Origin of the sequence: Shewanella sp. SP1S1-7 (assembly GCF_031932105.1) — a bacterium.
GTDB lineage: Bacteria > Pseudomonadota > Gammaproteobacteria > Enterobacterales > Shewanellaceae > Shewanella > Shewanella baltica.
The window spans coordinates 19,254-32,616 of sequence record NZ_JAUOEU010000007.1; the positions used below are offsets into that span (position 1 = coordinate 19,254).

Annotated in this window: 11 protein-coding genes; 3 read left to right on the top strand and 8 right to left on the bottom strand. The window is 44.2% G+C overall.

Annotation, left to right across the window (positions count from 1 at the left end; translation table 11 throughout):
• Nucleotides 1-531: 531 nt before the first annotated feature.
• Entirely contained in the window at nucleotides 532-2,046 is a 1,515-nt protein-coding gene (locus Q4Q49_RS07680; RefSeq protein WP_311988412.1) for an ATP-binding cassette domain-containing protein, read from the bottom strand.
• Nucleotides 2,047-2,372: 326 nt separating this feature from the next.
• On the opposite strand from Q4Q49_RS07680, the gene Q4Q49_RS07685 reads away from it, so the two are divergent.
• Complete coding sequence (locus Q4Q49_RS07685) at nucleotides 2,373-2,624, top strand: DUF2999 family protein (RefSeq protein WP_006083102.1); 252 nt, start codon at nucleotides 2,373-2,375, stop codon at nucleotides 2,622-2,624.
• Between the two features lie 142 nt (nucleotides 2,625-2,766).
• On the opposite strand, the gene Q4Q49_RS07690 is transcribed toward Q4Q49_RS07685, so the two are convergent.
• A complete protein-coding gene (locus Q4Q49_RS07690) occupies nucleotides 2,767-3,138 on the bottom strand; it encodes a carboxymuconolactone decarboxylase family protein (RefSeq protein ID WP_311999037.1) in 372 nt (123 codons plus the stop codon).
• 106 nt (nucleotides 3,139-3,244) lie between these two features.
• The gene (locus tag Q4Q49_RS07695) at nucleotides 3,245-3,820 is read right to left on the bottom strand and encodes a hypothetical protein (RefSeq protein ID WP_311999038.1); all 576 of its coding nucleotides are present in this window, start codon (nucleotides 3,818-3,820) and stop codon (nucleotides 3,245-3,247) included.
• Nucleotides 3,821-4,753: 933 nt separating this feature from the next.
• Here Q4Q49_RS07695 and Q4Q49_RS07700 point away from each other — a divergent pair.
• Nucleotides 4,754-5,713, top strand: a complete 960-nt coding sequence (locus tag Q4Q49_RS07700; RefSeq protein ID WP_311988870.1) for a hypothetical protein — start codon at nucleotides 4,754-4,756, stop codon at nucleotides 5,711-5,713.
• Nucleotides 5,714-6,344: 631 nt separating this feature from the next.
• Here Q4Q49_RS07700 and Q4Q49_RS07705 read toward each other — a convergent pair.
• Nucleotides 6,345-7,652, bottom strand: a complete 1,308-nt coding sequence (locus Q4Q49_RS07705; RefSeq protein WP_311999039.1) for a HipA domain-containing protein — start codon at nucleotides 7,650-7,652, stop codon at nucleotides 6,345-6,347.
• 3 nt (nucleotides 7,653-7,655) lie between these two features.
• Nucleotides 7,656-7,892, bottom strand: a complete 237-nt coding sequence (gene hipB, locus Q4Q49_RS07710; protein ID WP_106651754.1) for a type II toxin-antitoxin system antitoxin HipB — start codon at nucleotides 7,890-7,892, stop codon at nucleotides 7,656-7,658.
• Nucleotides 7,893-8,735: 843 nt separating this feature from the next.
• Here hipB and Q4Q49_RS07715 point away from each other — a divergent pair.
• On the top strand, nucleotides 8,736-9,251 hold the full coding sequence (locus tag Q4Q49_RS07715) for an alpha/beta hydrolase-fold protein (protein ID WP_311999040.1): 516 nt from the start codon (nucleotides 8,736-8,738) through the stop codon (nucleotides 9,249-9,251).
• Between the two features lie 35 nt (nucleotides 9,252-9,286).
• On the opposite strand, the gene Q4Q49_RS07720 is transcribed toward Q4Q49_RS07715, so the two are convergent.
• The 3 genes from Q4Q49_RS07720 to Q4Q49_RS07730 all read right to left on the bottom strand — a co-directional run bounded on the left by Q4Q49_RS07720 (nucleotide 9,287) and on the right by Q4Q49_RS07730 (nucleotide 13,312).
• Nucleotides 9,287-10,462, bottom strand: a complete 1,176-nt coding sequence (locus Q4Q49_RS07720; RefSeq protein ID WP_311999041.1) for a HEAT repeat domain-containing protein — start codon at nucleotides 10,460-10,462, stop codon at nucleotides 9,287-9,289.
• Nucleotides 10,463-11,326: 864 nt separating this feature from the next.
• Nucleotides 11,327-12,964 (bottom strand): chaperonin GroEL, encoded by a 1,638-nt coding sequence (gene groL / locus Q4Q49_RS07725; protein ID WP_259511555.1) that lies wholly within the window; start codon nucleotides 12,962-12,964, stop codon nucleotides 11,327-11,329.
• Between the two features lie 57 nt (nucleotides 12,965-13,021).
• Nucleotides 13,022-13,312, bottom strand: coding sequence for a co-chaperone GroES (locus Q4Q49_RS07730; RefSeq protein ID WP_006086113.1), 291 nt, complete (start codon nucleotides 13,310-13,312; stop codon nucleotides 13,022-13,024).
• Nucleotides 13,313-13,363: the final 51 nt, after the last annotated feature.

Sequence of the window (13,363 nt, forward strand, 5' to 3'; positions counted from 1 at the left end):
AATGTTTTTATCTTTAAGTCGTCTTATATGTCTTGAAATCGTGTTTTAGGTCTTAGTGCACATCTTCGGTACTACGAGTGACACTCGGGCTCATCTCGCTAAGGGAGTCCATAATTCTGGATTCTCAAGCGTGATAACTGACTTGATGAATAAGTTCAGTGGATGAACCATAAAACTGTCACGAGTTTCTGGCATAGGCCAGAAACTATTATTCGCGCCAACGACATTCAAAACTTTAAGACGGCTCACAGTTACCTATATCAAGCATGACTAATTAACAGAACTGCTGTCTGACGAATGGGGGATTAAACACTAGGGCGATACCATCATTATCGATATGTGGTGCATCTCAGTTTTCACTGGAATACGAAAATCTTTCGCGCCACAGGTATATTGCCATTGAGCGTGACTAACACACTCAATGGCTAGCGCCCTGTAAGGTCAATCTTAACCTGCATTGGTGGTGCCGAGGGATAATGACAAACTCTGCAAACAAATAAGCAGCCGTTAAGCCGCTGTTATTGATGATGTTCATGGATTTAAACGGGTGAAATCCTCAGACTCACAGTAGTTCACCTGTACCGAATAGCCGTCATCTTGCTTGATAAAATCGACAAAGTTTTTAATCGCAGGTAGGGCATCTTCCCTATGGTGCGACACGTACAGCAATTGGCTCAGATGATGCTCGGCTATCATCTCCAGCGCCCGCATCACTAAGGTGCGATTGATAAAATCTAAGCCCTGATACGGCTCATCTAAAATCAGCAACAGTGGCTGTTTAATCAAGGCGCGACCTATCAGCAGTAACCGCTGCTGACCATAATCGAGCTTCTTAAAGCTGGTGCTCGCCAGCCCTGTCATGTGCAAAATCGCCAACCATTCCTTCGCCAAATCTAGCTGAGGTTTAGTGGGTTTATGGTACAAGCCAATAGAGTCAAAAAAGCCCGAAAGCAGCACATCTAATGCCGAGCAACTGACGCGATATTGCAAGTGTAGCGCCGACGATACTATGCCAATCCGTTGTTTAATCTGCCAAATACTCTCGCCGCTTCCGCGAGGTCGGCCAAAGAGCGTGATGTCATTGCTATAGCATTGGGGATGGTCGCCTAAAATCAGCCCCAGCAAAGTGCTTTTACCGCAGCCATTTGGGCCGCGAACTTGCCAATGTTGCCCCGCCTCGATGCGCCAATTCACGCCGCTGAAAATCAGCCCACTGACATATTCCACTCTGCCATTTTTAATCTCGACCAGAGGATCAAACGCCTCGGCGTTGTGCCTTTGCCGCTCCATCAAGGCCAAGAGTTCATCGCTACGTTGCGCCGATAACGCATTCAGCTGCGCCATCACAGGATGATTGTGCCATTGCTCAATCGACATCGACGGGCTGAGTTTGTGCACACTCTGCCCCGATTTGAGCATCTCACCATTAAACAGCGCCACATGACTGATGCACGGCGGCAATTCTTCTTGGCGAGAGGTAATGATCAGCAACTGGCTATGCTCGGCCACTTCACTCAGCAGCTCAGATAAACTCGCCTGATGTTCAGCATCGAGCCCAGCATAAGGGTCATCTAAAATCAGCAATTGCGGTAACATTGCCAGCGCACGTGCCAGCATGACTCGGCGTGTTTCACCGGTCGATAATTGCCGAAAACCGCGCCGGCGCAGAGGCTCAAGCCCAACCTTTTGTAATAATGCTGGGAGTTGCTTGGCATCTTGGCAGCATTCCAACACTAAGGATTCGACACTCGAACCGTAATCCAACTCGTCTTTTTCTAACTCGCGCTCCAGCAATGCTTGCTGCAACCCAAGTGACACCCAGCCGATACGTTGCGGTAGGCCAGAAATCGTCCCTTCATCGGGCAGAATATCACCCGTTAATATTCGCCCGAGCAAGGAACCGCAATAGCTGTCAGTCGCGAAAATCGCCCAGTGTTCAGCAGGGTGCAGCTGCCATTCATCGACGACTAGCACCTCATTATCACGCCCGTATCGTAACTGTTTAACCACAATACTTTTGTCTTGGTTCGCGACAACATCAAGCATAACCACAGTTCCTTTCTATTTTTAAGGGATGATAAAAGCCAGCGATTACCCAATCGCATTGCGCCATGATATCTAAGGCAATAATATCTAAAGCCACAATATCCAATGCAACGGCTCACGATGCACGACAGTCGCTCAGGTTTTATCGGCTGATTTTGGGGAATACGTCACCAGAGTAAAGCTTATTGGGGATAAAATCTAATGCGCTTAATGGCATAGGCAAAGCGTGGCAACATCCAACGGATACCCATGTGTGAGGCAACCACTCTGGCAGAACTGTGATAAAATCGGCACCTGTTTAACTTTCATATCAACAAGGTAATGCAATGAATCCCATTATTGCCATCTTAAAAGAACACAACGTCAGTGACGCTAAAATCCAAGAACTGTTTCAAACATTAACCGAAAATCCATTAATGGCGATGGGCACGCTCGGTCAATTAGGTATCCCAGCCGAAAAATTACAACAACTGCTGGGGCTAGTGATGCAGAAACCAGCCTTGATCAAAGAAGCCGTGCTTGAACTCGGTTTGGATTTCTCAAAAGTAGAAGCCGCAAAAGCCCAACTGCAAAAATAAGCGCAGACTGTTCAAGTTTGTAGCCATCATGCGCTAGGGGAATCCGCGTAACTCAGATCCCCTAGCGAATGTTAAAACCACTAAACCTCACAGCCATTGACGCTCAAAATGATTAATACCAAGTGAGCTAACTGTGTTGCGCCTACCACTCCTCAATCGCCTCTTTCGCCGCTCGAAAAGCTTCAATCCCCGCAGGCATACCGCAGTAAACGGTGCAATGCAGTAAGACTTCTTGGATCTCTTCAACCGAGCAGCCATTGTTTAGCGCGCCCCGCACATGGCCCTTTAACTCAGTCGGCGCCTTTAATGCCGCCAGCGTCGCTATGGTAATCAAACTGCGCGTTTGCCTTGAAATGGCATCACGCACCCAAACTTCACCCCAGCAGTTCGCCGTAACTAAATCTTGCAGCGGCTGGGTAAAATCCGTCGCACTATTGAGCGCCTTATCCACATAGCTATCGCCCATCACAGCACGACGCACCTCAAGCCCCTTCTCGTATTGCTCATCGTTCATCGATGCATCCTTTTTTCTTATGTGATTAAGCTATGTGATTAGGCTTATTGAACCGCCGCCAACCAATCTGCCCTATATCCTTACCACCTATAACTGATAACTAACGTTAGATTGAGCGCACCCAAGAAACAAACTCTTCGGCGAGTCTGGGAGGGTTACAGGCCTCTGTCTGATCTGCGATCTCGTTATAGTACTCGAGCTCGTGAACTATGATGGGTACCGAACGACCGAAAACGCGACTAACGGTTAAGTTGGAATGGAGTGTAGAAGCGACAACGCATACTGCGGCAACAAATTGCTCGGTTATCTCCTGACCGAGCTCAAGGCAGCGCTCAAAATCGACATCTTCCTCCGCATCACTGTACCCGAGACCGAGATCGGCCACCCAGCGAGCTAAGATATCCGCAGTCTGAGAGTCAGAATCCCCAAAGACGAGGAGTTCGTTTTGAAGCCAGAAGGCATAGTTCCATTTTGCTTCGTCAGAGCTAGAAGCCTTTGGAATCGAGGCATGCCACTCGTCGACTGTGTTATAGCCGACGGTCAGCGTAGGTAGACGGGGATCGTCATATTCGTTGTTGATATAGAAAGACAATGCATAGATAGGCTCCGCCTCAGAGGTTGGTATACTCGCGAGCGCTTCGGTAATCGCACTCTGAAGCGCGGTAATCATTGGGATATTCATACTGGATTTCCTGCTCGTTTAATGCCGCATTTAGCGAATGAAAATAGTGCATTGTAATTGAGAATAAGAGCTTAACCCACTATTTTTGTTCAGCTTAAATGTCTACCAATATGTGAGTATTCAACCAATTTTCCTGTTATCTGTATGCCTTTTTACAAGCATACACTCTGCAAATTTAACAATGGATGGCTCGTTAAATTCGTTTGCTGCTCGTTTGCGGCATAACAGCGGAAGCTGATGATTAAGCACTGTCATTCCAGTGACGCGCCACCCTTTTTATTTCACAAGAAGTATCCATGAGGGCTCGACGACGGCATCTGCTGCATACGGAAGTGCAAATGCCGCGATCACATGGTCAATGATGTTCCAGACATCATAGTGACATTTCCCATATCCCTATGGGTCAGATATGAAAGAGCGGCCATGCCGTCAACGGTCACTTACATGCCAATGCTTAATCCAACCAACTATCCAGTTATCTGTATGCCTTTTTTACAAGCATACACTCTGCAAATTTAACAATGGATGGCTCGTTAAATTCAGGTTTTATTTTAATACTATTAAAAGCCAAGTCCCATCAATCAATATGAATTGTAATCAGCGTTAAAAAAGCCAACAAATAAAGCAGAAGAGTTGTCACAGCGTCAAACACGTTACAAGATGTGGCTGTCTTACTAAGCCCGCATTTGGTAACGCAACCATTATCCGCAGTGGTCGCCTAAGCCGCGCCGCTGACCACAGGATGATGGCTGCAGAAATGTGTATCAGCCCCAGCGTGTTAGCAAAGCTAGCGCCGCTGGATTATTTTGTGAACAATAATCAAGTGATCAAAAACAATATAAAAACTACACTAAGTACATAAATGTTCTGGTAAAAAACACAACACAAACGTTATTATTATGTTATGAACCAACATCTTTCTAAGAGTAAAGAATGATTGAACAATTTTCAAATTCAATAAAAGCAACTTTGTATGACAGAATTTCTAGTCCACTATCTAGTGGCTTTATAATATCTTGGTGTTTATGGAACTATAAATTTTTAATTGTCCTATTTTCTTCTATGAAGCCATATGACAAATACAGTGAATTAGACATAATTACGAGTAATTCTGTTATTAAAATATCGGGTTGGGATCCGTTAGGTTATTTGTTATCAAATGGACTGGCTTTTCCTTTAATCTCTGCTGTAGCATTTATTATTTTGTACCCTATACCATCTGAGTTTATGTATAAATACTGGTTGAAAAGTCAAAATAAATTAAGAGATGCCAGAAATGAAATTGAAAAGACGTTATTACTTAGTGTGGATGAGTCCGCAAAGATTAAAAGAGTATCTTTTGAACAAGAGAAGCACTTTCTCGATTTAATTAGTATTAAAGATAAAATGATCGAAGATAGTAAAATTCAAAATGAATCATTAACTGCACATGCAACTGTTTTAAAAGAAAAGAATCACGAATTAACTGGAAAACTAAATGAGTTGAACGAAAAACACTCTACTAGCACTAAAGAACTGAGTGAAATAACTGAAGTATGTAATGAAATGAAGCGTGAAAACGCAGATTTAAATAGTAAATTAAAAGTTTTCAATGATAGCGAAATCTCATTACTACGTTTATCTGGTGAAAAGTCAGATGAAAAACAAACAAAAAGTTTAGATTTCCATTTACCAAATAAACTTCAGAGTGATATTTTTATGGCATTAGTTTCAAACGGTTCACTAAGAAGTGAACGTTTAAAAGAGTACGTGAGCAGTGAGAATAATCAATTATCTATAAATATCGCCATTCGTAAATTAGTTGAACAAAACTATATAACTATGACGGGTAATGACGAATTAAGAATGACCAAAAAAGGTGAAGATTTAGCCGTATTCTGTGGTTTAGCTTAATATAAGTGCGTACCCGTTAACGGGTACGCTTTCCTACTGCAAAGATGAGACAGGCATAACTCTTTTGGGATTAACAGCCGATACCAGAATCATAGAAGTTCCCCCTCCCCTCAGTAATTTAACGAGCCACACATTGTTAAATTTTATAAAAGTTGTAGCGGCCAAAGATGGGGCAGGCATAACTCTTTTGTATCTAACAACAGACACCGAGACTACAGAAGTTCACCCTCCCCTGCGAAGTTGCCGCGTGGCGTTGAAGACTCTTTATTGAAAGAATGGCGTGTGGCGCAGACAGGACGTCTGCGTAGCTTTCGGGGGGAAGGGACGCCCCATCGGAAGCGTTAGCGATTTTCGAATAAGCACGAAGCCCTGCTTTATAAATAGAGAGTCAATGCATGTAACTTCGCTAGGGACGTCTTGGCTGCTTGTGAAAACAATAGCAAGGAGGATAGGATGAGCAGTCCTCCTAGATCAAGTGTGGGGTGAAGCCCCACGACTTTAATTTTGCCTTTAAAAGCAATCAAGAATTATGGGATATACCCAACTCTCTATGGATTAACAAATAAAGCCAAGGGATAGTATTTCACTCCCCCCTGCGAAATTACCGCAGGGTCATAAGCTGTAGCTGTAGCTAGAGCAACACTTCCACATCCCTGACATCGGCGGCAAAACTAAAGTAACGATCACATCTCGCCAGCAACTGCGCTTTGTAATGAGCCACAAATGATGCTTCATCTTCATCAAGGGGCGGGAGCATTGAAATCACACCATCTATTGCCTGCGGTATTCTTCGCGCTATTGTCGTTAAGTTACTGATTAATAAATTTCTTGGTAAACCTAAGCCATCAATAAATGCAGCCAATTGATACGCGTAAATGCTATTTGGATCAAATTCGTCATCAATTGCCATCGCAAGCTGTTGTTCAAAATCCTCATACATAGCCACGCTGACCAAATCGTACCAAGGGGTTGGCTCCATTCCGCTTGGCGTCATAAAAAATGAGTAGTTTTTACCGTGTGCATCGGCATTGCCGGTCAGTAAATTGAATAGCGCCCACTGCAACATATCTTGCTTAGCAGCCACTGGATTGCGACATTTTACAGCAAGACTAAATAGCCTGTTAAAACTTACCCCTTCACGAATATCTTTAACATCACGCCCTGAACCAAAATTACGTTCATATTTTTTGCTAACACTAAAACCAAGAGCTTGGCAGCTATCGACAATATGTCTTCTTAATACCTTTTGCGCATTTGGTATATAACGTCGGTCAAAGCGTTCGACACAGAGTACTTTGTAATCTCCAAAATGAACGATATCAACATTAGCCACATTCATTCCAATCGCCTTGGCTAAGCGCATCGTCATAAATTCATTGAGCACTAAATGGCGATATTTTTCGAATTTAACAATATGGGTAGATGACAGTGCGCCTTCGGCAAATGCAAATTCTTCACCGTTATAAAACAGGTTTAATTTAGGTTGTACACCCGCTACCGACAGTCGAGGTTTGCCGTCCCAAATTTCCATCGGCCACATTGTGGGATCTTCAATTCGCTGAATAACTTCTTCAGCCTTAATTGGCCGTAATTGTGTTTCAGGCAGCAAAGTCCCTTTAGGAACAAAAGCAACAGCACCTGCAGTATCGAGACCAATGGCGCGGATCAAGGCAAAGGTATTTCCCTTGGAGACGCCAAGGGATTCAATTAGATAATCTAATCCTTTGTTTTCCGGTAATAAGTTAACCAAAAACATCGATATCTGACTGCTACTTCCTGTGCCATCTAAGGGAATTGTTGGGGATAGTGGGAATCCACTTTGTTGCCAGTCTTTGGTGTAATGTACGGCAAAGGTGTCGGTCGTCGCATCAAAGGATAGCTCCCCGATCATTAAATCACCGAGGTGCATCTCTAACGTGAGCTTTTTGGAAGTACTCATGGGTTAATACCAGCCGTTAGTTTCGGTGTCGCTGGTTTGAGCCGCAACGATATCAATCCCCAGACCATCTAGGATTTTGAATACGGTTGAGATATAAACATCCTCACCTTTTTCAACTCGGATCAGCGTTTTTTTGGTTACGCCGCACAGCATGGCCGCCACGTCTTGAGTAAGAGCAGCACTTTTCCTTCGTTCTTTAATTAACAAGCCGAGGGATTGTTGATTTAGCTGTGATGCCATCATCATCTCCAAAAGTGTAACTTCATACACCTTAGCCCTAAAACCAGCCCCATTCAATATAAAAGTGTACAGAACTACACTTTTTTATTGTTGAAAATGACAAGTCACCAAAAAGTGTACAATATTACACTTTTATGGTCATTTCAGCGCTTAAATTCCAAAAAGTGTAGCTAAGTACACCTACATTTGGCCAAGACGCCAGCAATCATAATTAACCTGAGCTCGGGATAAGCAGAGCCGCTGAATAGGCATCTTTTCGGGCCTCTCTGCGTTGCTCCGTCTAACCATAGCTCGCTATGGCGCACGACAGAGCGCCTTGATATGCGCATTCAGTCAGAAAATAGATTTTTCGTTTCAAACTAATCATTTATAACATTGATTTAATTTGTTAAATTTAGATTTTTCGACACTCGATATCCCGAGTTCAGGTTAATTAGCAAATGAGAAAGATGGGACAAGCTAAACTGCTTTTTGCCAGTCCTCGATTTCTCCCTTATAAATAACTCAGAAAGAAATATGTCTGTCCGCGTTTTCTCGCTTTCGATCTTATCAAAGGTTGGCAGACTATTTTGCTGCTCGTTTGCAGCTTAACAGCCGAAGTAAATCAAGCTGATGATTAAGCACTGTCATTCCAGTGATACGCCACCCCTTTTATTTCACAAGAAGTATCCATGAGGGCTCGACGACGGCATCTGCTGCATACGGAAGTGCAAATGCCGCGATCATATGGATGTGAAAGAGCGGCCATGCCGCCAACGTTCACTTACATGCCAATGCTTAATTCAACCAACTCTCCAGTAATCTGTATGCCTTTTTATAAGCATACACTCTGCAAATTTCACAATGGATGGCTCGTTAAATTGGGTTAAATTTGAAACGGGTGAAGCGCTTAATTACCTAACCTTTATTGAGTCGGAAGTGATCCCATTTGTGGAGACTCATTACAGAGCAACGCCCAACCACAGAACACTTGCAGGTCAATCTTTAGGGGGATCTTTTGGCGTTTTAGCGCTGCTGACTAAGCCCCAATTATTTGAAAATTATATTCTGGCGAGCCCGTCGCTGTGGATCCATGACCGCTATCTTTTCGAACTAGAAAAACAATTCGCCGCAAAAAATACTGATTTAAAAGCCAAAATCTATTTTGCGACTGGCGCGATGGAAACGCCCGCCAACGGTAGCAAAAATGACATGGTAGGCTTGCAAAATGCGTTCGTCGCCAAGCTGCGTTCGCGCAACTATATGAGTCTTGAAGTGAAAGACGACATCATCGAAGGCGCCTATCACGAAACGACTTTTCCTATCGGTTTCACTAAAGGCGCATTATGGTTATACGGAGTGAGTAGTCCAAAACAATAAAAATTTAACAATGGATGGCTCGTTAAATTCTCCACTTATTTATCTTCATTGATTGGGTAATATGCCTTACAAGACGCCATTCGCATCTGGCCATCACTTGAAATTTGCAGGCTTCCGACGTTCGTATTTACCATTAGCTCACCGCTTGCAAGTATTTTGGCTTCAAACATAGAATCGGGTAATCGCCGCCATGGTGTTGCCGACCATTGGTTGTCGCCAGAGCGCTTTATTTCGTAGATGATGTCAAACCCGTCGATTCTATCGGTAATGGCAATATTCCTGCTACCCAATTGAAAAATGTCCGCGATTGGCTCTGATAAGATGCGCGAAGATGTCCCCAAGTCTGAAAGAAAAACCAGTTCTCCGCCCCACTCACCAAGATTAAGGCCTGCCAACCATCCGCCACCGACTTTTAATGCCACATTTGGCTCTTGTGGGTATCGAACTCCTGGCAGGGTCAGCTGATTTGAAGCATCCAAAACTATTGTGTAACGCTCTATAGCGTCCGGGTTTGTCTGTTCCAAAGAATTGGAGCCACGACTGATAACCCTATATGAAATAGCTGCCAGAGAACTGTTTTCAGTATCTTGATAGCGTTTTATGAACAAATTATTCTTCGCAAAGGGAACTGCCAATTCGCTACATAACTTGGGCCTTGGAGTACTGTAATTTTCGACCATCAAATAATCAAAAAAGACATCAGCGAAACTGGCATCCGGGTGCTGCTTCGGGTACTGACGATTATGCTCAATGTTGAATATCGCTGTTTTCGCAGCATTTCGAACTGCAGGGAACCAATGCGATTCTGCAACTGGCTCAAGAAAGTCTATTGCACGCTGGTCTCCGATTCGACCAAGCGATTCAGCGGCTATCAAACTTAATACAGCATTGACTGGATCATTAAGCAACTTGCCCAAATAGGGAATTGCCTCTGGATAGTCAATAAATCCAAGTGCTCTGGCAGCCTTCTCTCTGATAGCCCAATCAGGATGGTCCAATAATGCCGCGACGACAGAACCAGCTTCACGTCCCATCGGGCCTTTTTCAGCCAGATCTCTGAGAAGTAGATAATCAGGTTTTTTTTGCAGCTGTACTTTTATCGAACAAACCTCCGGTGTAGAACATGCTGCATCCTGCGCAGACCAAACCGATAATACTGGCACTACAAACACACAGAACAGCGGCAGAATAATTGCTTTTGAAATTTCCATAATGTCCTTATTTAGACAATTAAAAACGACCCCAGCTATCTATTGTAAAACAATAAGATAATTCAGCTTTAGTCTGTACTCAAGCTAAAGCAAACCTCAGAATAAAAGCCATCAGGGGAAAATGGAACAGGCATAACTCTTTTGGGTTTAACCGCAAATTTAACGTGCTACCCATTATTAAATTTTCTAAAAGGTGTTGTGGTTAAAGAACAAAGATGGGACGGGTTAACTCTTTTAGGTTTAACAGCCGACACCGAGATTACAGAAGTTCACCCTCCCCTAGGAGTTGCCGTAGGGCATTTGCGTTCGTTGCGTGAGCGAGGCATGGATGCCGAGATAGCGTCAGTCTAATCAAGGACGCTAAATGCTCAAGGGGCTTTCAACTCCGTTAGGGGCGTCTTGGCTGATGTGAAAACAATAGGCAAGGAGGATAAGACGAGCAGTCCTCCTTGGTCGACTCTTGATTAAGAATCTGGGGGGTGAAGCCACACGACTTTGATTCACCTCGGCCGTTAGGCCGCAATGACTAACAATGTTGAAAGATGGAACCATCTAACCACCAGCAAAAGTATACAATGTTACACTTTTAGTAACGATTTCAGTGCTTAAATCTCAAAAAGTGTAGGTAAGTACACCCAATACTTCCCCAAGTTGCCAGACCAAAAACAAAACCCCGACACTGTTTCCAGTATCGGGGTTTTCATTTTTCTTTTACAAGAATTTAGGTTTAAGCGATTAAGCTAAAGACCGCAGATATTTTTGCGCAGGATAAAACGTTCAGTACAAGGCGCTGTGAGCGTAGCATACGTTGTGTGTATGTGAGCGAGCAGCAACGCCGTAATCAACGTTTTAGACCAGCAAAAATTACATCATGCCGCCCATTCCGCCCATCCCACCCATTCCGCCCATATCTGGCGCAGAGTTTTGTGGGATTTCAGCAACCATAGCTTCTGTAGTGATCATCAGACCTGCGATTGACGCAGCGAATTGCAATGCACAACGGGTCACTTTAGTTGGGTCAAGGATACCCATTTCTAACATGTCACCGTAAGTATCGTTGCCGGCGTTGTAACCATAGTTACCGCTGCCGTTCTTCACTGTGTTAGCAACAACTGACGCTTCTTCACCCGCGTTAGTAGCGATTTGACGCAGTGGCGCTTCCATTGCACGCAGTGCGATAACCACACCGTGTTTTTGGTCTTCGTTTAATACTTCAACTTCAGCGATCTTAGAAGCTACGCGAACCAGAGCAACACCGCCGCCAGGAACCACGCCTTCTTCTACCGCAGCGCGAGTTGCATGCAGAGCATCTTCAACGCGGGCTTTTTTCTCTTTCATTTCAACTTCAGTCGCTGCGCCAACTTTGATTACTGCTACGCCGCCAGCTAGTTTAGCCATACGCTCTTGCAATTTTTCTTTGTCGTAGTCAGAAGTTGACTCTTCAACTTGTTGTTTGATTTGGCTTACACGAGCAGCAATTTGTGTTTGCTCGCCGTTACCATCGATGATGGTGGTGTTGTCTTTAGTGATCACAACACGCTTAGCTGTACCTAAATCTTCCAGGGTTGCTTTTTCAAGCTCTAGGCCGATTTCTTCAGCAATAACAGTACCGCCAGTTAGGATTGCTACGTCTTGCAGCATTGCCTTACGACGATCGCCAAAGCCAGGTGCTTTAACCGCAGCCACTTTCACGATACCGCGCATGTTGTTAACAACTAGCGTTGCTAATGCTTCGCCTTCAACGTCTTCAGCAACGATAAGCAGTGGCTTACCGGTTTTTGCCAGACCTTCAAGGATAGGTAACAGTTCGCGAATGTTAGAGATTTTCTTGTCTACTAACAGTACGAATGGGTGATCTAATTCAACGCTGCCGGTTTCTGGCTTGTTGATGAAGTATGGAGATAGGTAGCCACGGTCAAACTGCATACCTTCTACTACGTCCAATTCGTTTTCTAACGCTTGGCCTTCTTCAACTGTGATCACGCCTTCTTTACCGACTTTTTCCATCGCAGTTGCGATGATTTCGCCGATAGATTCGTCAGAGTTTGCAGAAATAGTCGCAACTTGCGCAATCGCTTTTGAGTCGGCACAAGGTTGTGATAAGGCTTTTAATTCAGCAACTGCAGCAATAACGGCTTTGTCGATACCGCGCTTCAGATCCATAGGGTTCATACCGGCTGCAACGGCTTTTAAGCCTTCAACGACAATGGCTTGAGCCAGTACAGTTGCAGTAGTAGTACCATCACCGGCGGCGTCGTTGGCTTTAGAAGCAACTTCTTTCACCATTTGCGCGCCCATGTTTTCGAATTTGTCTTCTAACTCGATTTCTTTGGCAACAGAAACACCGTCTTTAGTGATCAGTGGTGAGCCGAAGCTCTTGTCTAATACCACGTTACGGCCTTTAGGGCCTAAGGTCACTTTAACTGCGTTTGCGAGAATGTTTACGCCAGCCAGCATTCTTACGCGAGCGTCATTACCAAATACAACTTCTTTAGCTGCCATCTTGATTATCCTTTAAATTTTTAATGATTAATTGGAATGTCGAATTGATGCTGAGGATTAACCCACTACTGCCATCAGGTCAGCTTCCGACAGGATCAAGACTTCTTGACCGTCGATTTTTTCTTTCTTAACGCCGTAACCTTCGTTGAAGATCACCACGTCACCCACTTTGACATCCAGTGGCTTAACTGTGCCATTTTCTAAAATACGGCCATTGCCCACAGCAAGGATTTCACCGCGAGTTGATTTTTCAGCGGCGCTACCGGTCAGTACTATGCCACCCGCTGATGTTGATTCAACTTCTAGACGCTTAACGATTACGCGGTCATGTAATGGACGAATATTCATCTATGAACTCTCCTAATGATTTGATGCCCTACAATCGAGCCTATTTGTGAT

Coding starts and splice junctions, on each gene's coding strand:
- Q4Q49_RS07680 (WP_311988412.1), bottom strand. CDS start 2,046: ATGCTTGATGTTGTCGCGAACCAAGACAAAAGTATTGTGGTTAAACAG.
- Q4Q49_RS07685 (WP_006083102.1), top strand. CDS start 2,373: ATGAATCCCATTATTGCCATCTTAAAAGAACACAACGTCAGTGACGCT.
- Q4Q49_RS07690 (WP_311999037.1), bottom strand. CDS start 3,138: ATGAACGATGAGCAATACGAGAAGGGGCTTGAGGTGCGTCGTGCTGTG.
- Q4Q49_RS07695 (WP_311999038.1), bottom strand. CDS start 3,820: ATGAATATCCCAATGATTACCGCGCTTCAGAGTGCGATTACCGAAGCG.
- Q4Q49_RS07700 (WP_311988870.1), top strand. CDS start 4,754: ATGATTGAACAATTTTCAAATTCAATAAAAGCAACTTTGTATGACAGA.
- Q4Q49_RS07705 (WP_311999039.1), bottom strand. CDS start 7,652: ATGAGTACTTCCAAAAAGCTCACGTTAGAGATGCACCTCGGTGATTTA.
- hipB (WP_106651754.1), bottom strand. CDS start 7,892: ATGGCATCACAGCTAAATCAACAATCCCTCGGCTTGTTAATTAAAGAA.
- Q4Q49_RS07715 (WP_311999040.1), top strand. CDS start 8,736: ATGGATGGCTCGTTAAATTGGGTTAAATTTGAAACGGGTGAAGCGCTT.
- Q4Q49_RS07720 (WP_311999041.1), bottom strand. CDS start 10,462: ATGGAAATTTCAAAAGCAATTATTCTGCCGCTGTTCTGTGTGTTTGTA.
- groL (WP_259511555.1), bottom strand. CDS start 12,964: ATGGCAGCTAAAGAAGTTGTATTTGGTAATGACGCTCGCGTAAGAATG.
- Q4Q49_RS07730 (WP_006086113.1), bottom strand. CDS start 13,312: ATGAATATTCGTCCATTACATGACCGCGTAATCGTTAAGCGTCTAGAA.